The sequence below is a fragment of the Dokdonia ponticola genome, from assembly GCF_042653865.1.
Lineage (GTDB): Bacteria > Bacteroidota > Bacteroidia > Flavobacteriales > Flavobacteriaceae > Dokdonia > Dokdonia ponticola.
Genome location: NZ_JBHSFV010000001.1, coordinates 650767 through 676004, shown reverse-complemented (window position 1 = coordinate 676004; position 25238 = coordinate 650767). Strand labels below are relative to the sequence as shown.

General features: G+C 36.6%; 25 protein-coding genes. 16 read left to right on the top strand and 9 right to left on the bottom strand.

Annotated features, from left to right (window positions below; all coding sequences use genetic code 11):
- Nucleotides 1–15: 15 nt before the first annotated feature.
- From eno to ACFO3O_RS03130, 4 genes are all read left to right on the top strand, one after another.
- Nucleotides 16–1305, top strand: coding sequence for a phosphopyruvate hydratase (gene eno, locus ACFO3O_RS03145; protein ID WP_379977049.1), 1290 nt, complete (start codon nt 16–18; stop codon nt 1303–1305).
- An 891-nt stretch (nt 1306–2196) separates the two neighbouring features.
- Nucleotides 2197–3483: a citrate synthase gene (locus ACFO3O_RS03140; protein WP_379977048.1), complete on the top strand. Its 1287-nt coding sequence runs from the start codon at nt 2197–2199 to the stop codon at nt 3481–3483.
- A gap of 95 nt (nt 3484–3578) precedes the next feature.
- The gene (locus ACFO3O_RS03135; protein ID WP_379977047.1) at nt 3579–4055 is read left to right on the top strand and encodes a GyrI-like domain-containing protein; all 477 of its coding nucleotides are present in this window, start codon (nt 3579–3581) and stop codon (nt 4053–4055) included.
- A 98-nt stretch (nt 4056–4153) separates the two neighbouring features.
- Complete coding sequence (locus ACFO3O_RS03130) at nt 4154–5068, top strand: dimethylarginine dimethylaminohydrolase family protein (RefSeq protein WP_379977045.1); 915 nt, start codon at nt 4154–4156, stop codon at nt 5066–5068.
- A 54-nt stretch (nt 5069–5122) separates the two neighbouring features.
- On the opposite strand, the gene purT is transcribed toward ACFO3O_RS03130, so the two are convergent.
- The gene (gene purT, locus ACFO3O_RS03125; RefSeq protein WP_379977044.1) at nt 5123–6286 is read right to left on the bottom strand and encodes a formate-dependent phosphoribosylglycinamide formyltransferase; all 1164 of its coding nucleotides are present in this window, start codon (nt 6284–6286) and stop codon (nt 5123–5125) included.
- Nucleotides 6287–6346: 60 nt separating this feature from the next.
- On the opposite strand from purT, the gene ACFO3O_RS03120 reads away from it, so the two are divergent.
- Nucleotides 6347–8110 carry a T9SS type A sorting domain-containing protein gene (locus ACFO3O_RS03120; RefSeq protein ID WP_379977043.1) on the top strand — a complete coding sequence of 588 codons (1764 nt, stop codon included), beginning with the start codon at nt 6347–6349 and terminating at the stop codon, nt 8108–8110.
- Between the two features lie 47 nt (nt 8111–8157).
- Here the strand turns inward: ACFO3O_RS03120 and ACFO3O_RS03115 are convergent, their stop codons facing one another.
- The 4 genes from ACFO3O_RS03115 to ACFO3O_RS03100 form a co-directional block, all read right to left on the bottom strand.
- Complete coding sequence (locus ACFO3O_RS03115) at nt 8158–9939, bottom strand: DUF885 domain-containing protein (RefSeq protein ID WP_379977042.1); 1782 nt, start codon at nt 9937–9939, stop codon at nt 8158–8160.
- Between the two features lie 125 nt (nt 9940–10064).
- Complete coding sequence (locus tag ACFO3O_RS03110) at nt 10065–10352, bottom strand: hypothetical protein (RefSeq protein ID WP_379977040.1); 288 nt, start codon at nt 10350–10352, stop codon at nt 10065–10067.
- Nucleotides 10353–10462: 110 nt separating this feature from the next.
- Entirely contained in the window at nt 10463–11647 is a 1185-nt protein-coding gene (locus ACFO3O_RS03105; protein ID WP_379977039.1) for a pyridoxal phosphate-dependent aminotransferase, read from the bottom strand.
- A 41-nt stretch (nt 11648–11688) separates the two neighbouring features.
- On the bottom strand, nt 11689–12789 hold the full coding sequence (locus ACFO3O_RS03100) for a fatty acid desaturase family protein (protein ID WP_379977038.1): 1101 nt from the start codon (nt 12787–12789) through the stop codon (nt 11689–11691).
- A gap of 195 nt (nt 12790–12984) precedes the next feature.
- On the opposite strand from ACFO3O_RS03100, the gene rsmG reads away from it, so the two are divergent.
- The 5 genes from rsmG to dnaG all read left to right on the top strand — a co-directional run bounded on the left by rsmG (nt 12985) and on the right by dnaG (nt 18459).
- On the top strand, nt 12985–13614 hold the full coding sequence (gene rsmG / locus ACFO3O_RS03095) for a 16S rRNA (guanine(527)-N(7))-methyltransferase RsmG (RefSeq protein ID WP_379977037.1): 630 nt from the start codon (nt 12985–12987) through the stop codon (nt 13612–13614).
- A gap of 136 nt (nt 13615–13750) precedes the next feature.
- Complete coding sequence (locus ACFO3O_RS03090) at nt 13751–14323, top strand: RNA polymerase sigma factor (RefSeq protein ID WP_379977036.1); 573 nt, start codon at nt 13751–13753, stop codon at nt 14321–14323.
- On the top strand, nt 14298–15122 hold the full coding sequence (locus ACFO3O_RS03085; protein WP_379977035.1) for a hypothetical protein: 825 nt from the start codon (nt 14298–14300) through the stop codon (nt 15120–15122). Before ACFO3O_RS03090 ends, ACFO3O_RS03085 begins: the two co-directional genes overlap by 26 nt.
- A gap of 71 nt (nt 15123–15193) precedes the next feature.
- Entirely contained in the window at nt 15194–16306 is a 1113-nt protein-coding gene (locus tag ACFO3O_RS03080; protein ID WP_379977034.1) for a porin family protein, read from the top strand.
- A gap of 173 nt (nt 16307–16479) precedes the next feature.
- Nucleotides 16480–18459 (top strand): DNA primase, encoded by a 1980-nt coding sequence (gene dnaG / locus ACFO3O_RS03075; protein WP_379977033.1) that lies wholly within the window; start codon nt 16480–16482, stop codon nt 18457–18459.
- Here the strand turns inward: dnaG and ACFO3O_RS03070 are convergent.
- Together ACFO3O_RS03070 and nadE are read right to left on the bottom strand one after the other, a co-directional pair.
- Nucleotides 18456–19097, bottom strand: coding sequence for a response regulator (locus ACFO3O_RS03070; RefSeq protein WP_379977032.1), 642 nt, complete (start codon nt 19095–19097; stop codon nt 18456–18458). The two genes, dnaG and ACFO3O_RS03070, sit on opposite strands and share 4 nt — an antisense overlap.
- Before the next feature lie 122 nt (nt 19098–19219).
- On the bottom strand, nt 19220–20011 hold the full coding sequence (gene nadE / locus ACFO3O_RS03065) for an NAD(+) synthase (RefSeq protein WP_379977031.1): 792 nt from the start codon (nt 20009–20011) through the stop codon (nt 19220–19222).
- A 105-nt stretch (nt 20012–20116) separates the two neighbouring features.
- On the opposite strand from nadE, the gene gldB reads away from it, so the two are divergent.
- The 3 genes from gldB to ACFO3O_RS03050 are packed head-to-tail and all read left to right on the top strand — an operon-like array spanning nt 20117 to nt 21833.
- Nucleotides 20117–21064: a gliding motility lipoprotein GldB gene (gldB, locus tag ACFO3O_RS03060; RefSeq protein ID WP_379977029.1), complete on the top strand. Its 948-nt coding sequence runs from the start codon at nt 20117–20119 to the stop codon at nt 21062–21064.
- Between the two features lie 2 nt (nt 21065–21066).
- The gene (gene gldC / locus ACFO3O_RS03055) at nt 21067–21405 is read left to right on the top strand and encodes a gliding motility protein GldC (protein WP_379977028.1); all 339 of its coding nucleotides are present in this window, start codon (nt 21067–21069) and stop codon (nt 21403–21405) included.
- Nucleotides 21406–21446: 41 nt separating this feature from the next.
- Nucleotides 21447–21833 carry a GTPase gene (locus ACFO3O_RS03050; protein WP_379977027.1) on the top strand — a complete coding sequence of 129 codons (387 nt, stop codon included), beginning with the start codon at nt 21447–21449 and terminating at the stop codon, nt 21831–21833.
- Here the strand turns inward: ACFO3O_RS03050 and yihA are convergent.
- Both yihA and ACFO3O_RS03040 read right to left on the bottom strand, forming a co-directional pair.
- Nucleotides 21817–22422 (bottom strand): ribosome biogenesis GTP-binding protein YihA/YsxC, encoded by a 606-nt coding sequence (gene yihA / locus ACFO3O_RS03045; protein WP_379977026.1) that lies wholly within the window; start codon nt 22420–22422, stop codon nt 21817–21819. The two genes, ACFO3O_RS03050 and yihA, sit on opposite strands and share 17 nt — an antisense overlap.
- Before the next feature lie 12 nt (nt 22423–22434).
- Nucleotides 22435–23199 (bottom strand): alpha/beta fold hydrolase, encoded by a 765-nt coding sequence (locus ACFO3O_RS03040; RefSeq protein ID WP_379977025.1) that lies wholly within the window; start codon nt 23197–23199, stop codon nt 22435–22437.
- Nucleotides 23200–23552: 353 nt separating this feature from the next.
- Between ACFO3O_RS03040 and mraZ the strand changes: the two genes are divergently transcribed.
- From mraZ to ACFO3O_RS03025, 3 genes are read left to right on the top strand one after another with little or no spacing between them, the layout of a single operon-like run.
- Nucleotides 23553–24026, top strand: coding sequence for a division/cell wall cluster transcriptional repressor MraZ (gene mraZ / locus ACFO3O_RS03035; RefSeq protein WP_379977243.1), 474 nt, complete (start codon nt 23553–23555; stop codon nt 24024–24026).
- Nucleotides 24013–24909, top strand: a complete 897-nt coding sequence (gene rsmH / locus ACFO3O_RS03030; RefSeq protein WP_379977024.1) for a 16S rRNA (cytosine(1402)-N(4))-methyltransferase RsmH — start codon at nt 24013–24015, stop codon at nt 24907–24909. The genes mraZ and rsmH overlap by 14 nt, the downstream gene beginning before the upstream one ends.
- Before the next feature lies 1 nt (nt 24910).
- Entirely contained in the window at nt 24911–25231 is a 321-nt protein-coding gene (locus ACFO3O_RS03025) for an FtsL-like putative cell division protein (protein ID WP_379977023.1), read from the top strand.
- Nucleotides 25232–25238: the final 7 nt, after the last annotated feature.

Genomic DNA, 25238 nt, shown 5'->3' with positions numbered 1-25238 from the left:
CTAAAATAATTTACTATGAGCATAATAATAGATATACACGCAAGACAAATTTTTGACTCTCGAGGAAACCCTACTGTAGAAGTAGATGTATTTACTGAAAATGGAATAATGGGCCGTGCAGCTGTTCCTTCTGGGGCTTCTACAGGAGAACATGAAGCTGTAGAGTTAAGAGATGGAGGAGATGCTTATATGGGAAAAGGCGTAAAAGAAGCTGTAAGCAATGTTAATACAATTATTGCGGCAGAATTACTAGGAACATCAGTTTTTGAACAAAACTTAATAGATCAAATGATGATTGATCTTGATGGCACTCCTAATAAATCTAAACTAGGAGCAAATGCGATCTTAGGCGTTTCTTTGGCTTGCGCTAAAGCAGCGGCTGCTGAGTTGAATTTACCTTTATACAGATATGTAGGAGGGGTAAGCGCAAATACGCTACCAGTTCCTATGATGAATATTATAAACGGAGGGTCACATAGTGATGCACCCATCGCTTTTCAAGAGTTTATGGTAATGCCAGTAAAAGCGAACAGCTTCACCGAAGCTATGAAAATGGGTACAGAAATTTTTCATAATCTTAAAAAAGTACTTCACGATAGAAACCTAAGTACAGCTGTTGGTGATGAAGGAGGTTTTGCTCCAGCATTAGATGGAACAGAAGACGCGTTAGATTCTATAAAAATAGCCGTTGAAAAATCTGGATATTCTTGGGGAGATGAAATTATGATTGCATTAGATTGTGCTGCAGCCGAGTTTTATGTAAACGGAAAATACGATTACACAAAATTTGAAGGGGCTTCAGGAGTTATTAGAACCAGTGAAGAGCAAGCAGATTATCTAACCTCTCTCGCAGAAAATTATCCAATTATATCTATCGAAGATGGAATGGATGAAAATGACTGGCAAGGTTGGAAGTATTTAACAGATAAAGCAGGAGATAAAGTACAATTAGTAGGTGACGATTTATTCGTAACTAACGTAGAGCGTCTCTCAAGAGGGATAGAAAATGGAATCGCAAACTCTATCCTTATTAAGGTAAACCAAATAGGAACCTTAACAGAGACTATTGCAGCCGTTAACATGGCTCACAATGCAGGATACACTTCTGTGATGTCGCATAGATCTGGAGAAACAGAAGATAATACCATTGCAGATCTCGCAGTGGCGCTAAATACAGGGCAAATTAAAACAGGATCTGCTTCAAGATCTGATAGAATGGCAAAGTATAACCAGTTACTTCGTATAGAAGAGCAACTGGGAGATACAGCCTATTTTCCAGGTGAAAAGGCATTTAAACTAAAATAATATATCAATTTTACAGCAAAAAAAGCCTCCATGTTGGAGGCTTTTTTATGTTAAAAAATCGATTAAATACATATATTTAGGATAAAGTGCTGGGATTTTAATCCCTATTTAATCGATTTAAATTCTAAAATATAGGAAAATAGAATTTATTTTTTATTTTAAACAACTGTTTATCATCAGTTTAAAATAGTTATTAACATTTGTAAGAATTATCTTTCTTTTATTTTTTGTTGCTTATCTGCTTTTTATATATTTTTATCATCCAAATCATTAAGAAATTAAAAGATAACCTACTTAGTCTACGCTGACTATCTGTTAGTTGAAAGTTATAACAAACTTAACTCAATCTTTTAAATTCTTAGCTCAACGATTGTATTGCACGTTAGTGAATAAACAAGCAAAATGATTTTAAGTTGGGTAAAGAGCGGGAGATGAAGCTTCATAGCCTAATAACTCGCTCTTTTTAAGAATTATTTTTTGGTATTTTGAATACCAAAATTTAGGTTTGAAGTTGGGTAAAGAGCTTATGCTATGGTATAGGCTCTTTTTTATTTAATATGTTTTTTAAATGGAGAGATACTGGCTGACTATACGAGTTAGCCCTTAAACGAATCTTGATCCTATTTGTGATTTTTATTTTGTACGGTTCGCTTTCGCGAAAGCGTATAAGCCTCTTTTTATCGTCATTTGTGAAGACACCAATTTTTAATACGAATAGGCTCTGGAATCGTACAAGCCTCAATTCATTCTAATAATTTGTGCTTTTACTGTATTTTAAGTTTTTTTTAAGTGCTTTACTGTAGAGGAACATAAAAAAAATCGACTGTTTTTTCGTAAATTAGCAAACATCTTAAAAAAGAGGATAACTACCTTAAAATATACAAAAAAAGCATGGCAGAAAAAGCAACGCTAACCATAGGAGATCAATCTTATGATTTCCCTATCATAACTGGAACAGAAAACGAAAAAGCAATCGATATCAATACCCTAAGAGGAGTTACCGGGGGTATTACAACAATTGATCCTGGATATAAAAATACAGGTTCTTGTGAAAGTGCGATTACCTATTTAGACGGCGAAAAAGGAATTTTACGTTATAGAGGGTATTCTATCGAGTCACTCGCAGAAAAAGCAGACTTTTTAGAAGTGGCTTATTTGTTGATCTTTGGAGAACTTCCTACAAAAGTAGAGCTTGAAAAATTCCATGCTGATATAAAAGCAGAATCTCATGTAGATGAAGACATGAAGAAAATCTTAGACGGTTTTCCTAAGTCTGCACACCCTATGGGTGTTTTAAGTGCGCTTACGTCTGCACTTATTGCTTTCAATCCAACTTCGGTAAATGTAGATTCAGAGGAGGATATGTACAAGACAATTGTGAAGTTGCTGGCAAAATTCCCAGTACTTGCATCTTGGGCATTACGAAAAAAGAAAAGTCAGCCATTAGATTATGGAGATAATAACTTAGGGTATGTAGCAAATCTGCATAAGATGATGTTTTCAAAGCCTAATCAAGATTATAAAGTTGATCAGTCAATTATAGATGCCTTAGATAAACTATTAATATTACATGCCGATCATGAGCAAAATTGTTCTACTTCAACGGTGCGTATGGTAGGGTCTGCTCATGCAGGATTATTCGCTTCTACTTCTGCAGGAATTTCAGCATTGTGGGGTCCACTTCACGGAGGAGCCAACCAAGCGGTTATAGAAATGCTAGAAGCCATAAAAGAAGACGGCGGCGATACAAAAAAATACATGGCAAAAGCAAAGGATAAAAAAGATCCTTTTCGTTTAATGGGCTTTGGACATAGAGTTTATAAAAACTTTGATCCACGAGCAAAAATTATTAAAGTTGCAGCAGATGATGTTTTGAATATGCTAGGGATAGAAGATCCAGTTCTAGATATTGCAAAAGGCCTAGAAAAAGAAGCATTAGAAGATCCTTACTTCGTAGATCGTAAATTATATCCTAACGTCGATTTTTATTCTGGGATTATTTACAGAGCGCTAGGAATTCCAGTAGAAATGTTTACTGTTATGTTTGCCTTAGGTCGTTTACCTGGCTGGATCGCACAATGGAAAGAAATGCGTGAGCGTAAAGAACCTATTGGACGCCCGCGTCAAGTATATATTGGAGAGAATTTACGCGAATTCAGACCTGTTTCAGAAAGATAGACACACATCTTATAACGATACATCAAAAAGAGTGAACCTTTAGGTTTGCTCTTTTTTTGATATATTCACTTCCGTGAAAACGTATAATCATGTACATGCCAGAAATTAAACTAACTACGGAAAAAATAATCATAGGTTTGCGCGAGGTAATGTCACTTTCTAATAATACCACACCAATGCTATGGAAGAAATTTGGACCAAGACGAAAAGAAATAATAGATACAACTTGCGTCGGAAGCTACAGTATTCAAGTGTATGATGAAAAATTTACAAGAGGAGAATTTTTACCAACGACCCGTTTTGAAAAATGGGCAGGTGTAGAAGTAGTAGCTAAAGACAAAGTGCCTTTGGGAATGGAAGTTCTTACAATTCCAGCGGGGAAGTGGGCTGTATTCCAATATCAAGGCATGGCGACTCAGTTTTATAAAATGGCTCAGTATATTTATGAAGAATGGTTACCAAATTCAGAATACAAACTTGACCACCGACCTCACTTTGAATATATGCCTCCTGATTATCTTGGCCCAATGCATCCAGATGCAAAAGAAGAGGTATGGATACCTATAAAATAATTACTTTGCTTATCATTCTGATTAAAAATAAGTTGAGTTGTAGAAATGTGTTTCTTTTATTTCTTGTGATCATACTTCGAGATTAGTATCTTAGTCCAATGCTTAAATTACATGTAAAAGACGAGACTTCACGGTTACGTGCAGTCATTTTAGGAACTGCAGAGAGCTGTGGTCCTGTGCCTACACTCGAAGATGCCTATGACCCTAAGAGTGCATTGCATATTCAAGCTGGGACGTACCCTTTAGAAAAAGACATGGTCGCTGAGATGGAAGCTGTCGCTTCAGTCTTTAAAAAGTATAACGTTCAGGTATTTCGACCTAACGTTATTAAGGATTATAATCAGATTTTTTCTAGAGATATTGGATTTGTCATAGACGATAAATTTATAAAAGCAAACATACTCCCAGATCGAGAAAGAGAAATAGAGGCTATACAATATGTACTAAACCAAATTCCGTCTACCCATATTTTTCGCTTACCAGAAGATGCACACGTAGAGGGTGGTGATGTTATGCCTTGGGGGGAGTATATTTTTGTTGGAACTTACAGAGGAGATGATTATGCTGATTTTATCACCGCTAGAACTAATGAAAAGGCTGTTCAATATTTGGTAGCACTATTTCCTAAAAAAAAGGTAGTCTCTTTTGACTTGCGTAAACACAATACAGATCCTAAAGAAAATGCACTTCATCTAGATTGTTGTTTTCAACCCGTAGGAACCGATAAAGCCATTATTCATAAAAATGGTTTTCTTAAAGAAGAAGAGTATGAGTGGTTGGTAAATTTATTCGGGAAAGAGAATGTATTTGAAATTTCTAAAGACGAAATGTATAACATGAATAGTAATGTCTTTAGTATCGCCCCAGACGTTGTGATATCAGAAAAAAACTTCACACGTTTAAATGCGTGGTTACGATCTCATCAGATCACTGTAGAAGAGGTGCCTTATGCTGAAATAGCAAAACAAGAAGGCTTGCTACGATGTAGTACGCTCCCTTTGATTAGAGATTAAAGAGAAAAATAAGAGAATAAAAACTGTTTTCCTGAATAAGGAAAACAGTTTTTTTTATGGATTCACTTTTACTTTTGAAGCTAGTTCTTTTGCGCGCTCTGTAACCGCTTTAATATCTCCATCTAAGTTGTCGTAAGTGACAACAACACCCATCCGTCTGTAGGGTCTTGAACTTGGTTTTCCAAAGAGTCTGAAATCAGATTTTGTAGCGTTTGCTACTTCCTCAATCCCGCTAAAAGTAGGATTGTCAGAATGCTCATTTGCTAGAATAACAGCACTGGCTCCTATACGTTCTTGTGTGATTTCTGAAATAGGTAATCCTAAAACAGCGCGTAGATGTAGTTCAAACTCATTAAAATTCTGTGTATTTCCTAAGGTGACCATACCTGTATCGTGAGGTCTTGGTGAGAGTTCTGAGAAATAAACACCATCATCAGCTATAAAAAACTCAACACCCCATAAACCAGCACCTCCTAATGCAGTTGTTACTTTTGCTGCCATATCCTGTGCTGTTTGTAGGTGTTTAGATTGCATAGTGGCAGGTTGCCAACTTTCTTGGTAGTCGCCTCTTTCTTGTCGGTGGCCAATAGGAGGGCAGAATAAGGTTTTCCCGTTACGTTGAGTGACTGTAAGTAATGTGATTTCATAATTAAAATTCACAAAGCCTTCTACGATCACTTCAGCGACATCTCCTCGAGATCCTTCTTGTGAATAGTCCCATGCTTTTTGAATATCGGCTTCGGTTTTGATGGTGCTTTGCCCTTTTCCACTGGAGGACATAAGTGGCTTTACTACACAAGGCATTCCTATTTCTTGTATGGCTGCTGATAACGCTTTCGCGGAAGCGGCATACCTATAATCAGCCGTTTTCAAACCCAGTTCTTTGGCAGCTAGGTCCCGTATCGATTTACGATTCATCGTATAATTAGCAGCTTTTGCACTTGGAATGACCGTGTATCCATCCTTTTCATAGGCGTAAAAACGTTCCGTACGAATGGCTTCTATTTCTGGTACAATGTAATCTGGCTGATGCTTTGCAACAATATGATCTAAGGCATCACCATCTAACATATTGATCACTTCAAACCCATGTGCAACCTGCATAGCGGGTGCATTTGCATAGCTATCTACTGCAATCACGATTTGTCCTAAACGTTGTGCGGCAATGACAAATTCTTTACCGAGTTCTCCAGAACCTAAAAGGAGGATTTTAGACATATTGTTGTATATTTAACTAACTAATTGATCTATTGCGTGATGAGGCTAAAACTACTTTTTTTGCTATTACTAATTTTTCAAACTTCGTATAGCCAGATTGCTAAAATACAATTTATCCACAACGCTCCCGATATTTCTATTACTGAAGTTGATGTATATGTAGATGATATTCTTGTCGTAGATAATCTTGCCTTTAAAACGGGTTCTGCATTTATAGATATTCCTTTTGATGGCAATATGGCGCAGATTTCCATTTCAAATGCTACAGATGAAAGTGATGTTTTAGTGTCTCGTGAACGTATGTTGGTAGATCAAGAAAATTATTATGTGGTTTTGAATGGAATATATAATTCAGAAGGGTATGAAGATGCTGAGCCTTTTGATGTATCTATATATGAAGGAGCTAGATTGGAAGCGAGTGATGAAAACGGCTTTGAATCGCCATTAGATGTTATAGTTCATCACGGAATACTAGGTGTTGAAAATCAAGTTGTAGTGGATGGGACTCAGATTTTAGCTGGACCTGTCGCTTTTGCAAATTGGATGTCGTTTTCTGAGTACTCAGGATATTCTCCTTGGGAAAGTAATGTGAATATTGGATGTGAATTACATGAATCATACTCGATACCTCAATATTTATATTTTCCTTACAGATTTGAGCTTGAAACCGAAAATTTAGGATTAGAAAATCAAACAGTTATTATGCTATTGACAGGGTTTAGATATCCCGAGAATAATAATGATGGAGAACCTTTAAATGCTTGGTACCTTCCTGTAGAGGGAGGAGATTTTGTGTTGCTAAGTGAAGATAAAATTGCAAATATCCAATTTGTCCATAATGCACCAGACGCTTCTATAGAAGAAGTAGATGTGTTTGCCAACGGAATGCTAGTAGCAGATAATTTAAGTTTTAAAACAGGAACCTCTTTTGTACCTGTGGTTATAGACCAAAATGATGCTGTTAATATTTCAATTAGAGATGCTAGTAATGGGGATATATTATTAAATGAGTATGTGCAATCACTGACAGATCAAGAAAATTATTATGCAGTCATTGACGGTATTTTAGATACCGATGCATATACAGATGTTGAGCCTTTTGGAGTTTATGTGTATGAAGGCGCACAATTAGAAGCCTCAGATCCAGACGCTGGATTAGGTTTAGATATTCTTGTGCATCATGGTGCTATAGGTTTTGATCATACATTAGATGTTTATGCAAATCAGAATTTAAGTTTTAATTTCGAAATGGCTGAGTTACTTTCTTTTTCTGATTATTCTAGCAACTTAGAGAATGATGATAGTAGTAGCGATTATTCCACATGGTCAAGCTATGATGATATCTATATAACCATCGGAGACTATGGCGGGATTGTAGGTGGAGATTTGCTCTCTGATTTTGAATTCAATTTTAACTTTGAATTACCATCAGAAAATATAGACCTAGAAAATCAAGCTATTCTTATGTTACTTTCTGGTTTTCAGAATCCGAGCACTAATAATGATGGACAGCCCTTTGATGTTTTTTATCTCACACCAGAGGGAGGCGAGTTTAGATCTGCTACTTTAAGTCTTGATGATAGTACGGCATCTTCTATTTTAGTATATCCAAATCCAGTTCAAGATATTCTTACTGTAAAAACGCTTTCTACTCAGGTTACGGGGGCTATATATGATATGCGGGGTAGGTTAATTTATAACAATATTTTAATTCAGGATACCACAACCATTGATGTAACCGCTCTAACATCAGGAATCTATTTTCTTCAACTAACAGATCAAAATAATAATGCGTCTACCGTGAGACGCATTATTAAAACGTAATATGTTGTTTTGTAAAGTATTTTATACGCTTTCGCGAAAGCGTACTTCTACTTTTTACTAGCAATCCAAGTATTGATTTTATCCTCGAGAAGTGCAAGGGGAATACAGCCCGTTTCTAAAACTTCTTTGTGAAATTCTCTAATATCAAATTGATCACCCAGAGCTTCGGTAGCTTTGGCTCTGAGTTCACGTATTTTTAATTGCCCTATTTTATAAGATAATGCCTGTCCCGGCATTGCCATATAACGCTCAATTTCTGAAGTGATACCCGCTTCGCTTTCAGCTTCATTATCTAGGCAATACGCAATCGCTTTTTCTCTGCTCCAACCTTTGGTGTGAATTCCTGTATCTACCACAAGTCTCACCGCGCGATGCATTTCTGCGCCTAACATCCCAAAAAGTTGATACGGATCTGTATATAGTCCAAGTTCAGAACCAAGCGATTCAGTATATAATGCCCAGCCTTCTCCGTAGGCACTGTACCATAATGTTTTTCTAAACTTTGGTAATTCTGTATTTTCTTGTGTAAGCGAAATCTGGAAGTGATGCCCAGGAATCGCTTCATGTAAAAACAAAGATTCATCTGAGTATACGTTATATGTTGACGCATCAGGAATTGGAGTGTAAAATATCCCAGGGCGTGTACCATCTAAAGAACCAGGGTTGTATTCTGCACTCGCAGAATTTTCTCTGAAAGCTTCGGTACGTCTTACCTCAAAAGGTGTTTTAGGTTGTAGGCTAAATAATTCATCTACTTTTGGTTTAATAGTTGCATGCATTTTATTGAAGTTAGCAATGATTTCTTCTGGTGTAGAAAAAGGCATGAGTTCTTTATTGGTACGTACAAAGTCAAAAAAGGCTTTAAGATCTCCGTCAAAACCAACTTGCTCTTTTATTTTTTCCATTTCCGTACGGATGCGTGCTACCTCACTCAATCCAAGTTTATGAATCTCATCGGCGCTCATGGTTGTGGTGGTGAAGTACTTTATAGCAAAATTGTAATAATCAGATCCATCAGGAAGATCACCATACCCAGAAGATTCCCGACCTGCTTCCATATATTCATTTTTTAGAAAATCGGCCATCTTTTTGTAAGCAGGAATGATTTTGTATTGAATCATTGCTGTGTAAGCTTCGGTAATCGCTTTTTGATCCTCTTCAGAAATACTCTCTGGAAAATTGGTGACAGGTGTGTAAAATAGGTTTGAGGAGACATCAGGTTTTGCTAAAGCCTCCATTTGTGGAATCACTTTTTGAATTAGCGATTTAGGAAGAACATACCCTTCTTTTATTCCTTGTCTCATATTTTTTTCAGCACTAGAGAGCCAAACAAGATATTGATCTACCCGTGTTTGCCAGTTTTTATAATCTGCTACGGTGTTAAAAGGCTGTGCGCTTACACCACTAGCTAATTGACCGAACATCAAATGTGGAGACCACATTTGATCTATAGGCATCAGGTCTTTCTTATACGTTAAGCCCTCAAGATTTACATCACAATCCCATTGTAAAATAGCTTTGCTTAATTTTTCAGTATCCGTGAGTGTCGCATCTGGATAGTTTGATAATTGAGATTTATAAGACTCATAATATTCTTTTAGGTTGGTCTTATATGCTGGGGACAATATATCTGGGAATTGATCATTATATCGATTGTCTCCTGCCATGGTGGCACTCAAAGGATTGAGTTGAAGTCCCTCTTCATAATAATTGTCAAGTAACTCAGCAAAAGGAATTACAGCGGTTTCTTTACTAGTGTCTGATGTTGCTTCTTTTTTGCAAGAAATTATAAAGACGGTAATTAGGCACAGAAATGTGATTTTTTTCATAAGATATACGCTTTCGCGAAAGCAGAAAAAGCATCCACTTTTGCTTAGTTGTTTATCTAGTAAATATACGAGTCTTTACTTAAATTTTGTAGGGCGTAGGATCTAGAAATAACGAATAAACTTCATTAACTTCCAGCAAGAGGGGTTCCGAAAATCCCAACAGCGAGTTCTGCCCAAATCAGTAAGAATAGAATAATCACTCCTATTGTTATTAATGTTCGGGAGGTACTGTTTTTAAGTGTTTTATGGATGTAATTGATCGCGAGTCCAGCGCTGATAAGTAGTGCGCCAACGACTATGAAATCCATGAGACTCCATTGTACTTCGTCGGTAAATTGCATAGCAATTAGTGGGATTAATAAAATTAATCCAGTAATGAGAAAGATACCGTAAACTCTTTTGACTTTAAACATACTATTAAATATAGTAATTTTTATGTGTAATGAAAAAGCCTTCTTTTTTATGAAGAAGGCTTTGATGTTTTAAATATGTAGTGACTCACTTTTGTGAAACTATCCCTTGATTATGAAACGGCATCTTTGATGCGTTTGATAGCTTCTGTAATTTGTTCCTTACTTGCGGCGTATGAAATTCGGATGCAGTTTGGATTTCCAAATGCCTCTCCGGTAACGGTAGCAACATTTGCATGTTCTAATAAGTACATGGCAAAGTCTGACGCATTTTTGATAGTAACACCATTGAGTGTTTTTCCAAAAAATGCAGTAACTTCTGGGAATACGTAAAAAGCACCATCTGGATTATTACATACAAATCCGTCAATGTCATTAAGGAGGTTAAGAATAAGGGTGCGTCTATTCTTGAACTCGTCAATCATGTATTGTACTTTACTTGGGTTAGCTTCTAACGCAGTAATCACAGCGCGTTGTGCAATACAGTTAGCTCCACTAGTGATTTGGCCTTGCATTTTATTACAAGCTCTTGCAATTTCAGTAGGTCCTCCGATGTATCCTATGCGCCATCCAGTCATAGCAAATGCTTTGGACACACCATTTACAGTGACCGTACGATCATACATGTCAGGAAATTGAGCCATGCTAGCGTGTCCGCCTACATAATTAATGTGCTCATAAATCTCATCACTCACTACCGTTATTTGTGGGTACTTAACAAGAACGTCGGCAAGGGCACGTAATTCTTCTTTGCTATATACAGAGCCAGAAGGGTTACAAGGAGAGCTGTACCATAGCATTTTTGTTTTTGGTGTAATCGCTGCTTCCAGTTGTTCTGGAGTCATTTTAAAATCAGTGTCTATAGAAGTTTTTACTTCCACAGGAACACCTTCGGCTATTTTTACGATATCACTATAGCTTACCCAGTATGGGCAAGGTAATATCACTTCATCTCCAGGATTTAAAACCACCAAGGCAACATTAGCTAGTGATTGTTTTGCACCCGTAGACACTACTATTTGAGAGAGATCATATGTAAGATTATTGTCTCGTTTAAACTTGGTTATGATCGCATTTTTGAGTTCTACATATCCATCAACAGGTGAATAAGAGTTATAATTATCATTGATGGCTTGTATCGCTGCATCTTTGATGAAATCTGGCGTGTTAAAGTCAGGTTCCCCAAGACTTAATCCTATTATGTCTTTTCCTTCGGCACGAAGTTCTCTTGCTTTTGCTGCCATGGCAAGTGTGGCAGAGGTTGCCATGTTTATTACACGATTAGAAAGTACGCTCATTTCTGTGTTGATATAAATTGGATAATGGTTATCGTTTATTTTTATGCAGTTGCATTCGCGGGTGGCATTCCCATTTCACGTAAGTGACGGAAATGTGCTATAATAGCCTTACGTGTTGTCTTATACTCAAAGTAAGGTAAGTTAAACTCGTTTGCAGTTTCTCTCACAATCTTACTAATCTTGGTGTAATGCACGTGGCTTATATGCGGAAAGATATGATGCTCTACTTGGTGATTTAATCCTCCAGAAAACCAATTCATAATACGGTTCTTGGTAGAGAAATTGACAGTCGTAAATAACTGATGTATCGCCCATGTATTTTTCATAGTTCCTGTTTCATCAGGCAACGGCATATGTGCCTCTTCTACCATGTGTGCTAATTGGAATATTAAGCTTAAGATCACTCCAGCGGTGTAGTGCATAATAAAGAAACCTAATAATACTTTCCACCAAACAATATTTGAAAATATAAGAGGAATCACAATCCACATGCTTATGTAAATGATTTTAGTAATTACTAAAGTACTCCACTGCTTGGTAGGGCTTTGTATTTTACCATAAGATAATTTGCGTTTAATATAACGCTTCATTTGTGTAATATCTGCTGTAATTACCCAGTTAATGGTAAGAAGTCCGTATAAGATAAACGAGTAATAATGCTGGAACTTATGATGCTTGCGCCAATCACCATGCTTAGAAAAGCGTAGCACACGCCCAGCTTCCATGTCTTCGTCATGGCCGTGAATGTTTGTGTAGGTATGGTGAAGTACATTATGTTGTACTTGCCAGTTGTATACATTGCCAGCTAATATGTAAATACTTCCTCCCATGAGTTTATTTACCCATTTTTTACTAGAGAAAGAGCCGTGATTTCCATCATGCATTACATTCATTCCTACCCCAGCCATGCCTATACCCATAACAAAGGTTAATAGTAATTGAATCCATCCTGGCATATCTAATGTTAAAAATAAGAAATAAGGGACAAGGTACATAGAGAACATCACTATGGCTTTGCCATATAGCTTCCAGTTTCCAGTACGTTTTATGTTATTTTCTTTGAAATAGGTGTTTACGCGCTTGTTCAGAGTTCTAAAGAATTTTGCAGAATCTACGCGTGAAAATTTAATTGTGGTTTCCATAAATAATGTAAAAATAGTGCCTTCATATTACTAAATTAAGGAAGGCATAATTGTTATTGTTTTAAGGGGGTAGCTTTTTGAAAAGCGGAAACTCAAAACTTTTTACACAAAAATAATGATATATTCCACAATCGGAAGGGTCTTGCGTTAAAATTAACGTGTAATTTGGGTACTTTTGCCTAATAAATTCTACGTATGGATATCATTACAAAGTACTTTCCGAACTTAACTGAACTGCAAATGGAGCAGTTTGCAACACTTAAGATTTTGTATAAAGACTGGAATCTTAAAATTAATGTGGTGAGTCGTAAAGATATAGATGAAATATATCTACGTCATGTACTCCATTCTTTGGGGATTGCAAAGGTGATGGGATTTAAGCCGGGCGCTCATGTATTGGATGTAGGGACTGGAGGTGGTTTTCCAGGGATTCCTCTAGCCATTTTATTTCCAGAAACCCAGTTTCATTTGGTAGATAGTATTGGTAAAAAGATCAAAGTGGTAGAAGAGGTCGTCGCTGGGCTAGGTCTTACCAATGTAAAAACGACAAATGATCGTGTAGAGAATGTCCCAGGACACTATGACTTTATTGTCAGTAGGGCAGTAGCACAGATGGAAACCTTTGTGCGCTGGGTACGAAATCACATAAAAAAGAAAAGTATACACGAACTCAAAAACGGAATTCTATACCTTAAGGGAGGTGACTTGACCGAAGAGCTTGCGAAATTTACAACCGCTCAAACTTTTGAACTAACCAATTATTACGAAGAAGACTTTTTTGAAACTAAAAAAGTAGTGTACCTTCCTATGAAATACAAAGGGTAGTTTTTTTATTTCTTCAAGTAGCTAACGTTTAGTGTTTTTGTAATTAATTTAAAAATAATTGATTATTTTTTATCCATCAGGCAACCTTTTTTAAAAAAGGTGCGTCTATATACATAGAAACCATCTTGCAGAATTGATGAAAGTCATACAATTTACAAACGAAAAACAACTTATTAAAAAGGCGATCAAGCAGGATCGAGCTGCGCAAAGACGCCTCTATGAGTTGCATTCTCCAAAAATGCTAAGTGTTTGTAGATATTATATAAAAGATATTCATCAAGCGGAAGAGGCTATGTGTAATGGATTTTTAAAAGTATTTACACATTTGCCAAGTTATAAAGGAGAAGGAAGTTTTGAAGGATGGATTCGGAGAATTATGGTAAGAGAGAGCATTTCTTATTTGCGAACTGTCAAGAAATTATATTTCTCAGAAGATGGAGATTTTGAAACAGGCGACAGTGTAAATAATATTAAAGATGAATTAGACGTATCTCACATACAACAACTCATCGATGCGTTGCCAGAGGGCTACCGAATTGTGTTTGTGATGTATGCCATTGAAGGCTATAAACATCAAGAAATAGCAAAGTCATTAGGTATTTCTGAAAGCACGTCAAAGTCACAATTATTTAAAGCACGTAAGCTGTTACAATCAAAGTTAAACGCACAAAATAAACTAAGTTATGGCACCGATCAAGCTAGAGGATAATATGAAAGAGCGTTTAGAAGAGCGCAAGATTGAGCCTACCATGGCGGCTTGGGATCGAATCTCTTCAAAATTGGACGCAGAACAAGGAGTAAAGAAAAGTAAGCGAGTCTTATGGTTGTCTATCGCAGCTAGTTTTGTGGGTGGAGCACTCGTTACTTTATTCTTATTTCAAAATATGAGTACAGATACAGCACCCGTATTGGTTAATGAAAATGAATCCCCTGTATTTATAGACCCAACGGAAGAAATAAAGCCAAGAGATACTAAGGAAGATAAAATACTTCAAGAAGTAAAAGAAACGATGGTTTTAGAGCAGAAAGCTACCAAAACGGAAGAATCGATCGTAAAAACAAACATAAATACTCAGAGTGCTTCAGCAGTAAAAAGTAATGTCACTGTTCAAGAAAAAGATACTTCTGTAGATCAGACTACGGGTATTGTTTATGTTGAAAAAGAAGATTTTAAAACTAAAGACGCTATAAAAAATAAGTCCGCTTTCGCGAACCTGCCTCGCCGGCAGGCAGGAGCAGAAACCGAAATAAAAGAAGCAATAATAGCGCAAGTAGAAAACCCTGATGCAGCTATAAATGCAGAGGTGGAGGCACTTCTTAAAAATGCACAACGAGAAATTATAAGCACAAAAACATTTAATCAAAAAACAAACACTGTAGATGCAAATGCTCTGCTTCTAGACGTAGAAGCAGAGGTAGCTCCCACATCTTTTAGAAACAAAATCTTCGAGGCAGTCATCGACGGTTTTGAAAGAACTAAAGATGCTGTCGTTAACAGGAATAACTAAAATTAATTCATCAATTCGCTTTTGAAGAGCTCTTATCAAGCATCATTTTCAAAAGTATAAAACACACAATTATGAGAAAAATAATACTCTTCGCCCTGGTGGCGAACATGGGATTCTTTGGTCAAAACGTATATGCCCAAGACATATCAGAAGAAACAGAAACACAAGCTCAAAAAGAATTTAGAGATAAACAGATAAAAGAGCGTATTGAATACTTAAATCAAAAAAAAGCAGACGCTATAGAATATGAGAAAAACCAACTTAAAGGTAGAGTATCTTACATTAATAGACAACTTGAAAAAGGTAAAATAACCGCAGAAGAAGCTGAAGTTCAAAAGAAAGAAATAGCAACATATATTGCTAAAAATATAGATTATAAAACGACCATTATTGATACTCAAATTGCATTAGTAGAGCGTAATGGGGTCCAGTATCAGCCATCACAAGTGGAGATAGGTTTTGGAGGCGAAGATGAAGACGGGAAAAGAGTTTTTGGTATTGCTATAGATAATGGAGAGGGAAGAAGAAAAGTAAATCATCACAGACGCACACGTTCTGACTTTGTATTTGCTTTTGGTTTGAATAATGCACTTGCTGACGGAAGATCCTTGGAAGATTCTCCATACAAAGTTGCGGGAAGTCGTTTTGCAGAACTCGGTGTTGCTTGGACTACAAGAGTGTTTGAAAATAGTGGTTGGTTACGTTTTAAATATGGATTTTCATTCCAGTTTAACGGTTTAAAACCGACAGATAATAGGATTTTTGTAAGAGAAGGAGATCAAGTGGTGCTACAGGAGTTTGAGAATAACTTGGATAAAAGTAAACTCCGATTAGGGAACTTAGTGGTTCCTGTACATTTTGAATTTGGACCTTCAAAAAGAAAAGGCGAAGGAGAGGATATTCGTTTCTCTACGCACAATAAGTTTAAAATAGGGGTAGGGGGCTATGCTGGACTCAACCTTGGAACCATGCAAAAGTTAAAGTTTGACAATGGAGAAGGAAATGACGTGAAATTAAAACAGCGTGGTGGATTCAACACGAATAGTTTCGTCTACGGTTTAAGTGGATATTTAGGGTATGATAATGTAGGGCTTTATGTAAAGTATGATCTCAATCCAATTTTTAAAGACAACCTTGTAGAAGAACGTAATATTTCTCTAGGGCTTCGTTTTGATTTGGATTAGGCATAAAGAAGCTAGGTTGAACTAACCCCGCTGTATGGCGGGGTATTTTTTTGTATGCGCTTTCGCGAAAGCGGAATTTTTTGTCACCCCTATTTTTCCAATAGAGATCTCAATCAGATAGCACCGTAATATCCTCACTTTTTCCTTATTTTTACAGACTAACTTTTTAAGAATTGATCTCAAGAGAAACCATAGATAAAGTTTTTGAAACGGCTCGTGTAGAGGAGGTGATCGGAGATTTTGTAGTGCTCAAAAAGTCAGGAAGTAACTTCAAGGGACTTAGTCCTTTTTCTGATGAACGAACCCCTAGTTTTATGGTCTCCCCTGTAAAGCAAATCTGGAAAGATTTCTCTAGTGGGAAAGGCGGTAACTCTGTGGCCTTCTTAATGGAGCATGAGCATTTTACCTATCCTGAAGCTATCAAGTATCTTGCAAAAAAATATAATATAGAGGTAGAAGAAACGGAGCAAACTGATGAGCAAAAAGAACAAGCCACGGTTAGAGAGAATCTATATATAGTCAGTGAATATGCCCGAGATTATTACCATAAAACCTTATTAAATTCTGAGCAAGGGAAAGCCATAGGAGGGACGTATTTTAAAGAACGTGGTTTTACGGCAGATACGATCAAGAAATTTGAATTAGGCTATAATCCAGACCAATGGGATGCTTTTACAAGTGAAGCCTTGCGAAAAGGATACCAACTAGAGTTTTTAGAAAAAACAGGACTCACTATCGTAAAGGAAGAAAAGCAATTTGACCGTTTTAAGGGACGGGTGATGTTTCCTATTCACTCGATGAGTGGGCGTGTTCTTGGGTTTGGAGGTCGTATTTTAACTAGTGATAAAAAAGCGGCAAAATATCTGAATTCACCCGAGAGTGATATCTATCATAAAAGTAAGGTGTTATATGGTATTTATTATGCAAAACAGTCCATTGCTAAAGAAGATAATTGCTACCTAGTAGAAGGCTACACAGATGTCATCCAAATGCATCAATCTGGAATAGAAAACGTAGTGTCTTCTTCAGGAACGGCACTCACGCCAGAACAGATCCGATTGATCAATCGATTGACTAAAAATATTACGGTGCTTTTTGATGGCGATGCTGCAGGGCAAAGAGCTGCGATACGAGGGATTGATTTAATCCTTGAACAGGGGATGAATGTAAAAGTATGTTCGTTTCCAGAGGGAGAAGATCCGGATAGCTTTTCGCGAAAGCATAACAAAGAAGAAATCCTTTCCTATTTTAATGAAAATGCGAAAGATTTTATTCAGTATAAAGCCAATCTTCTTGTAGAAGAAGCTGCGGGTGATCCTATAAAGAAGGCAAGCACGGTACGCGATATGGTAGAAAGTATTTCAAAAATACCAGATACTATTAAGCGAGAGATCTATGTGCAAGAATGTTCTCGTATTATGGAGATTTCTGAATCAGTATTGTACAATACACTGGCTCAAATCCTCAATAAAAATAAAAAAGAAGCAGTTAAGAAAGACCATACGGCTACTGCTTCAGAAGCACTTTCAAAAGTGCCAGATCAAGCGCCAAATCAAATAGAAAAGACAGATGTTCTCTACGAACTTGAACGCAAATTGATAGAGGCTCTACTGTTATATGGAGATGCAGAAGAAGATTTTGAAGATCTTGTCCTTAAAGAAACAGACGATGGGGTTTTAGAGTTAGAACCTGTGGTGAGTAAAGCAAAGGTCTTTGAAAAAATTTATCTTGATTTGCAAGATGATGAGGTAGCATTTACAAATGATTTGTTTAGATCTTTGTATCCAAAAATTATTGAACGATTACATCAGGATGAAAACTTTAAAATAGAAACGTTTATCAATGAGTTAAACGGTGAGGAATCTTCAGAAATCTCTAATATTATCCTTAGTTACGAAAAGTATACATTGCACAGATGGGTAGACAGAGAAGTGTATGTAAAAACACGAGATAAATCTATAGCGCAATTTGTATCAGAGATCGTATTGAGTTTGCGAGGATATCTTATTTCTAAGAAAATCAATAATTTATCTTCAGAAGTATCAAGTACAGAGAGTAATAGTGAACTCTTAAGTGATATAAGAGATTATATAAACCTTAAGAAGCTGATTCATGAAAAGTTAGGCAGGGTGTTCTCTGCAAAAACGCCTTAAATACTGGTGTTGTTTTGTAATAAGCGGGCATGTTTGATTAACTCGGCGACATTTTGAGCTTCTAGTTTTTTAAGCAAACGCATTTTATAAGTACTGACCGTTTTTTCGTTAATGTTTAAATTGGCTGCAATTTCTTTATTACGTTTTCCATTAGATAAAAGATTAAGGACTTCAATCTCTCTACTAGATAGCTTCATGTATTTATAGGCGAGTCCTTGTGTAGTATTTCCGTCACTAATAAGTCGTTTGCTTAGCGACTCGTTCAAATAAATACCACCACGTTGTATCTGATTTATAGCGTCAATAACACGTTGTATAGAGGCTGTTTTTGAAACATAACCAGCGGCACCATACTTAATGGCACTGAGGGCATACATCTCTTCTGGATGACAACTTAGCACAAGAATTTTTACGTGAGGAAATTCTCTTTTGATCGCTTTTATGGCTGTAATACTATTAAGATTGGGGATATCTATTTCAAGTATTAGAATATCCACTTCAGTTTTGGTGAGTACTTTTAATAAATCATTTCCGTCACTTATAGTACCGATGACTTCATAATTTCCTTCGTTGTTTAAAATTGAGGTAATCCCCTTTCTTGTGATAGGGTGATGGTCCGCAATTAGAACTTTGTCCATAGAATATGTGTTTCAATATGTTACAGAACAAGTCATTTAAGGGGGGAACTTGTTTAGGGTTTCCGAATTTACAAAGAAAACAATCGGATGTATCGATTTTTAATTACAAATCGATAAAACGTTTATTTATGTAGATGAACGGGTATTTTACAGACGGGTATGGGCAACATTTTGTGTTGGTTTGCATTATTTAGTTTTTTGTAAAGCGAAAAAACACGCTTTTCTTCACCTTCAAAATCACTGTCAATTTTTCCTATTTCATCTTGAAGCATCGCCCATTCTAGTTGATCATAAGAAGCGCCTATTTGGTCTTCATCAGTTCGATCATCTCCCCACAATCCATCTGTTGGCTTGGCTTGTAAAATGCTTTGTGGTACGTTAACAGTTGCAGCAAGTTGATATACTTCAGACTTCATTAAATCTGCAATAGGGCTTAGGTCAACACCACCATCTCCGTATTTTGTGTAAAATCCAACGCCAAAATCTTCCACTTTATTTCCAGTTCCTGCGACCAGATATTTATGTAAACCCGCAAAGTAATATAAAGTGGTCATTCTCATTCTTGCACGAGCATTGGCTAGACTTAAAAATAGATTGTCGTTGTCTGACGCATCAGGAACAGCAGTCTTAAACGTTTCAAAAAAAGGTGTAAGATCTACTTCCAGACTAGAAACATTAGGAAAGCGCTCTTTAAGTTGTGCAATATGTTCTCTCCCTCTTGAAACCTGACTTTGCGCTTGATGAATGGGCATTTCTACGCAAAGGGTTGGAAATCCTGTTTTTGCGCAAAGTGTAGAGGTAAGTGCACTGTCAATTCCGCCACTTATTCCTACAACAAAACCATTCATCTTAGCGTTTGTGGCATATTCTTTTAACCAGTTTACAATATAATCTACTACTTTATCGGCTTGCATATGTATGTCTTTAAGTTTGTAACCCGTATTTTTGCATTTTAAAAGACAGGTCAAAAAATGAATTTTCTTTTCTTACGTTTAAGAAGTCTAAAGATACAAATTCACATGAAAAAAATACTTGGTATAGCGCTGATTTTACTTGCGTTTATGGCTTGCAAAAACGATAAGCAACTCAATCCCGAGATAGAGGCGATATCTGTAGCCATATCTATAGACCGTTTTGATAGGCAGTTTGCAAACACAACTCCAGCGAAGTTACCTGATTTGAAAAGCAAGTACCCTTATCTGTTTTCAAAACAGTATAGTGATGAATTCTGGGAAGCAAAGCTATCGGATACATTACAAAAAGAATTGGAAAGAGAGGTGGATATCGCTTTTAAAGATTCAGATCAAATAGAAGAAGATCTTAAAGTACTCTACAAACATATACAGTATTATTTCCCTGAAACGTCAGTTCCTAAAGTCATCACGATCATTACAGAAGTGAGAGAAAAAGTGGTACTAACAGACACATTGTTGCTTATAGGTTTAGATAATTATTTAGGAAAAGATCATTATTTCTACCAAGACATTCAGCGGTATAAAGCAAAAAATTTCAGAAAAGAACAAATTGATGTTGATGTGGCGTCCGCTTTCGCGAAAGCAAAAGTAACCCGACCACAAACCAATACCTTTTTAGCTCAAATGATTTACGAGGGAAAACAATTGTATCTCATGGAAAAATTACTGAGTCAAAAGCCTATCCATGAAGTCTTTTCATACACCCCCGAAGAGTACAGATTTGCGCAAGAAAATGAAGTCAACATATGGGAGTATTTTGTATCCAATAAAAACGTGTATAGTACAGACAGAAAGTTACTCTCACGATTTATAGACCCAGCTCCTTTTTCTAAATTTCAGCTGTCTTTTGACAATGATACCCCTGGACGCATAGGAAGATATATTGGTTATAAGATTGTAGCTTCTTACATGAATGAAAATGATATCGCTCTTAAGACCATGCTACTTCAGGATGCAGAGACGATTTTTAATAACGCAAAATACAAACCTTAATTATGGCAACTACCCATAGAACAGATATTAAAATAGCCGTAGAGCTTGATGAAAATAGAGTGCCAGAAAAAATGGCATGGACCGCGAGAGATGGCGGCGTAGCAAATGAACCGGCAAAATCAATGTTGCTCTCCTTATGGGATCACCAAAATCAAGAAGCAGTCAGCATTGATTTATGGACAAAGGATATGCCCGTTGATGAGATGCAGGTGTTTTTTCATCAGACGCTTGTTGGAATGACCAATACGTTTAGAAGGGCAACGGGTAATGATAAAATGAGTGATACCATGAAAGATTTTTGTGATTACTTTGCAGAACATCTGAATCTTAAAAAGGAGTAAATTTCCCAGTAACAAAGGTGTATAGCCTTACTTTTCTAACTATGAGAAAACTCATCTTTGTATATAATGCAAAAGCAGGTGTTGTTAATAACTGGCTAGACATCGCTCATAAAATTGTAAGTCCTACAACCTATGAGTGTGATTTGTGTACCCTAACTCATGGAAATTTCTCAGAAAAACAGATTTGGAAAAAGTTTAGAAATACAGATCTTATTGACATGGAGTTTCATCACAAAGATGAGTTTTTAAAAAAATACAAATCAAAGTGGTTACCTAAATATACATTTCCTGTGGTTCTCATTTCTGACAAGCAAGGGTTGCAGCCTTTTATAATGTCTCAGGATTTTAAGGAAATAGATTCGGTGGAGGGGTTGATAGAAAGGATAGAGCATTTTGTCAAGCAACTAGATGCTAATGTTCAAGATTAGCATTGATGTTCTCTATATAATTGAGAATTTCTTCCTGCCCCATGTTATTAGAGGCGCTACTTATAAAGTAATTTGGGAATTCAAACCATATACCATCTAGCAATGTTTTTTTATAGGCTTCAATGTTTCGCTCTAGTGCTTTAGGTTTTAGCTTATCGGCTTTGGTAAATATAATTGAAAATGGAATCTCTCGCTCACCAAGGTATTCCATAAATTCAGTATCAATTGGTTGGGGTTCGTGACGGCAATCAACTAGCACAAATGCAGAAATTAATTGTCTGCGTCTTTCAAAATAATCGGTGATGAATTTCTGGAAGTATTTCTTTTCTTTCTTAGAAACACGGGCATATCCATACCCAGGTAAATCAACAAGATGCCAGTTTTTATTAATCAAAAAATGATTTATAAGCTGCGTTTTTCCGGGGCGTCCAGATGTTTTTGCAAGACTTTTTTTATTGGTAAGCATGTTGATCAACGAAGACTTTCCGACATTAGACCTCCCAATAAAAGCATATTCAGGGATCATGGTGTTAGGGCATTTGGAAGCATCAGAGTTGCTTACTACAAATTCTGCCGATTTAACTTGCATACGAATAAAGTATTAAAAATTGCGATCTTTTAGCCAGTCTAGAAGGATCTTATTAAATGCATCAGGCTGTTCCATCATGGCGGCATGGCCACATTTGTCTATCCAAAATAAATCAGAATCAGGCAATAATTTATTAAAATCAACCGCAACTTCGGGTGGCGTGACACTGTCTTGTTTTCCCCAAATAATACACGTCGGTGTGTGCATTTCAGGGAGATCCTGCGCCATATTATGTCTAATGGCACTTTTAGCAATGGCTAATGTTTTTAATAATTTATTTCGATCATTTACGGTGTCATACACATCATCTACAATCTCTTTGGTAGCAATCTCCGGATTGTAAAAAACACCTTGAGCTTTCTTTTTAATATACTCATAATCACCACGCTTAGGGTAGCTCTCGCCCATTGCACTTTCGTATAAGCCAGAACTTCCAGTAATCACAAGCGCTTTTACTTTTTCTGGATATACTTTTGTGTGGTATAAACCTACATGACCTCCCATGGAGTTACCTAATAAAACAACCTCTTTGTAGTCTTTATGGTCTATAAACTCTTTCAGGTATTTTGCAAAGCTTTTCACTCCTGTTTTTAAGAGTGGCATAGAATATACAGGTAGTTCAGGAATAACTACTTTATAACCATTTTTAGAAAAGAAGTCAGTAACATTATCAAAGTTGCTTAAGCCCCCCATCAGTCCGTGTAGGATAATGATCGGAGTCCCTTCGCCTTCCTCCAAATAAGTAAACTTGCCTTCAGTTTTTAGTTCGTGCTTCATAGTTGTAATTAAGCCTAAGCCCAATCGCAAATATAAGTATTTCCGTTGTATTGTAATCTTTATTTTATAAATGCTTTTAAAGAGTGAATTTACACTGTTTTTTATAGGAATATACCCTTTTCAAATGAACTGATTTTTGTTTTTGCTTCCGCGAAATATCATTTCGCAGGAGTTTATACTGAGCCCTGTTTAAGTACGAAAGCATCCTTGTTGAATATTCAAATTAGTTATAAACAGAGTGTTTATAAAGCCCCTTTAGTGGTAAAACTTATCAACAAAGTGCAATAAAGTGGTAAAATGTGCAGTTTTTTCTTATATATTTGATTGATAATTCTCATTCTCTAGAAAATACAGTGCTTAATTTAATTGGAACATACGAATGTAAAGTAGATGCTAAAGGCAGGCTCATGCTGCCACAGGCGTTTAAAAAGCAGCTGGCTACTGTCCTTCAGGACGGCTTTGTGCTCAAGCGTGCGGTGTTTCAAAAATGTCTGGAATTGTATCCGATGGCAGAATGGAATGCACTTTCACAAAAAGTAAATAAACTCAATCGATTCAATAAAAAGAATGATGAGTTTATCCGTCGTTTTAATGCGGGCGTCAAATTGGTGGAGATGGATAGTTCAGGACGGATTCTTATTTCAAAAGACCTGCATGCATTTGCGCAAACCAAAAAAGAGATTGTTGTCAATGCGGCGATTAATGTGTTAGAGATATGGGATAAGGAGTTGTATGAAAAAGCAATCGACGATGCTGCATTGGATTTTGCAGATTTAGCAGAAGAAGTAATGGGAGACCAAAATGAAGAGCCAGATGGAATATCATAATCCTGTATTACTTCACGAAACCGTAGACGGTCTCAATATCAAGTCAGATGGCGTGTATGTAGATGTGACTTTTGGAGGTGGAGGACATTCGAGAGAGATTTTAAATAGACTTGGAGATCAAGGGAAATTATATGGTTTTGATCAGGACCAAGACGCTCAGCAAAATAGTATAGAAGACGATAGGTTTACGCTTATTCCTGAAAATTTTAGATATATCAAACGGTTTTTACGCTTTCATGGGGTGAAAAAAGTAGACGGAATTTTAGGGGATTTTGGGGTTTCTTCTCATCAATTTGATGTCGCAGAAAGAGGGTTTTCTACGCGATTTGAAAGTGATCTCGATATGCGAATGAATCAGCATGATGCACTTTCTGCATATCACGTAGTGAATGAATATGATGAGGAATCGCTGCGACAGGTTTTTTGGCAGTACGGCGAATTGCGTAACGCACCTAGAATTGCAAGAACCATTATAGAGGCGCGTAAAGAAGCGCCAATTAAAACCAGTGAGCAGCTTAAAAGTGTATTGCAGCCTTTTTTGCCTAAACACAGAGAGCATAAAATACTCGCTCAAATCTATCAAGCGATACGTATAGAGGTGAATCAAGAGATAGAGGTGTTAAAGGAGTTTTTGTTGCAAACAGAGCAATTACTAGATGTAGGAGGTAGGTTGAGTTTGATTTCATATCACTCGCTAGAAGATAGATTGGTCAAGCGCTATATCCGAAATGGATTATTTGAAGGAGAACCAGAAAAAGATATGTACGGCAATTTTGAAGTCCCTTTTAAAAAAGTAGGGAAACTCATTGTTCCCGATCATAAAGAGATAAAGCAAAATAATAGAGCGCGAAGTGCAAAACTGCGTATCGCAGAACGCATATAAGATGAAAAGTAAAATAAATAACATACTCAAGGGGAAGTTTCTCGTCGATGAAGAGGCTTTTAAGAATTGGCGTATGATTATTTTTCTTTCGGTACTGGCCTTAATTATGATTGCGAGTTCGCATCGAGCCGATCAGAAAGTGCATGAGATTGCAAGACTCAAAGAAAAAGTGCAAGAGTTGCGTAGTGAATCAGTAGATGCGCGATTAAAGCTCTGGAAATTAAAAATAGAAAGTAATGTGGCGCGTAAAATGGAGCCGCGAGGGGTGCAACCATCAACCACACCGCCTCAAAAAATAAAAGTAAAAGCAAAGCAAGAGTAGGTATACA

What these genes read in the sequence shown, in the direction of transcription:
- eno (WP_379977049.1), top strand. Translation starts at nt 16, where the DNA reads ATGAGCATAATAATAGATATACACGCAAGACAAATTTTTGACTCTCGA.
- ACFO3O_RS03140 (WP_379977048.1), top strand. Translation starts at nt 2,197, where the DNA reads ATGGCAGAAAAAGCAACGCTAACCATAGGAGATCAATCTTATGATTTC.
- ACFO3O_RS03135 (WP_379977047.1), top strand. Translation starts at nt 3,579, where the DNA reads ATGCCAGAAATTAAACTAACTACGGAAAAAATAATCATAGGTTTGCGC.
- ACFO3O_RS03130 (WP_379977045.1), top strand. Translation starts at nt 4,154, where the DNA reads ATGCTTAAATTACATGTAAAAGACGAGACTTCACGGTTACGTGCAGTC.
- purT (WP_379977044.1), bottom strand. Translation starts at nt 6,286, where the DNA reads ATGTCTAAAATCCTCCTTTTAGGTTCTGGAGAACTCGGTAAAGAATTT.
- ACFO3O_RS03115 (WP_379977042.1), bottom strand. Translation starts at nt 9,939, where the DNA reads ATGAAAAAAATCACATTTCTGTGCCTAATTACCGTCTTTATAATTTCT.
- ACFO3O_RS03110 (WP_379977040.1), bottom strand. Translation starts at nt 10,352, where the DNA reads ATGTTTAAAGTCAAAAGAGTTTACGGTATCTTTCTCATTACTGGATTA.
- ACFO3O_RS03105 (WP_379977039.1), bottom strand. Translation starts at nt 11,647, where the DNA reads ATGAGCGTACTTTCTAATCGTGTAATAAACATGGCAACCTCTGCCACA.
- ACFO3O_RS03100 (WP_379977038.1), bottom strand. Translation starts at nt 12,789, where the DNA reads ATGGAAACCACAATTAAATTTTCACGCGTAGATTCTGCAAAATTCTTT.
- rsmG (WP_379977037.1), top strand. Translation starts at nt 12,985, where the DNA reads ATGGATATCATTACAAAGTACTTTCCGAACTTAACTGAACTGCAAATG.
- ACFO3O_RS03090 (WP_379977036.1), top strand. Translation starts at nt 13,751, where the DNA reads ATGAAAGTCATACAATTTACAAACGAAAAACAACTTATTAAAAAGGCG.
- ACFO3O_RS03085 (WP_379977035.1), top strand. Translation starts at nt 14,298, where the DNA reads ATGGCACCGATCAAGCTAGAGGATAATATGAAAGAGCGTTTAGAAGAG.
- ACFO3O_RS03080 (WP_379977034.1), top strand. Translation starts at nt 15,194, where the DNA reads ATGAGAAAAATAATACTCTTCGCCCTGGTGGCGAACATGGGATTCTTT.
- ACFO3O_RS03070 (WP_379977032.1), bottom strand. Translation starts at nt 19,097, where the DNA reads ATGGACAAAGTTCTAATTGCGGACCATCACCCTATCACAAGAAAGGGG.
- nadE (WP_379977031.1), bottom strand. Translation starts at nt 20,011, where the DNA reads ATGCAAGCCGATAAAGTAGTAGATTATATTGTAAACTGGTTAAAAGAA.
- gldB (WP_379977029.1), top strand. Translation starts at nt 20,117, where the DNA reads ATGAAAAAAATACTTGGTATAGCGCTGATTTTACTTGCGTTTATGGCT.
- gldC (WP_379977028.1), top strand. Translation starts at nt 21,067, where the DNA reads ATGGCAACTACCCATAGAACAGATATTAAAATAGCCGTAGAGCTTGAT.
- ACFO3O_RS03050 (WP_379977027.1), top strand. Translation starts at nt 21,447, where the DNA reads ATGAGAAAACTCATCTTTGTATATAATGCAAAAGCAGGTGTTGTTAAT.
- yihA (WP_379977026.1), bottom strand. Translation starts at nt 22,422, where the DNA reads ATGCAAGTTAAATCGGCAGAATTTGTAGTAAGCAACTCTGATGCTTCC.
- ACFO3O_RS03040 (WP_379977025.1), bottom strand. Translation starts at nt 23,199, where the DNA reads ATGAAGCACGAACTAAAAACTGAAGGCAAGTTTACTTATTTGGAGGAA.
- rsmH (WP_379977024.1), top strand. Translation starts at nt 24,013, where the DNA reads ATGGAATATCATAATCCTGTATTACTTCACGAAACCGTAGACGGTCTC.
- ACFO3O_RS03025 (WP_379977023.1), top strand. Translation starts at nt 24,911, where the DNA reads ATGAAAAGTAAAATAAATAACATACTCAAGGGGAAGTTTCTCGTCGAT.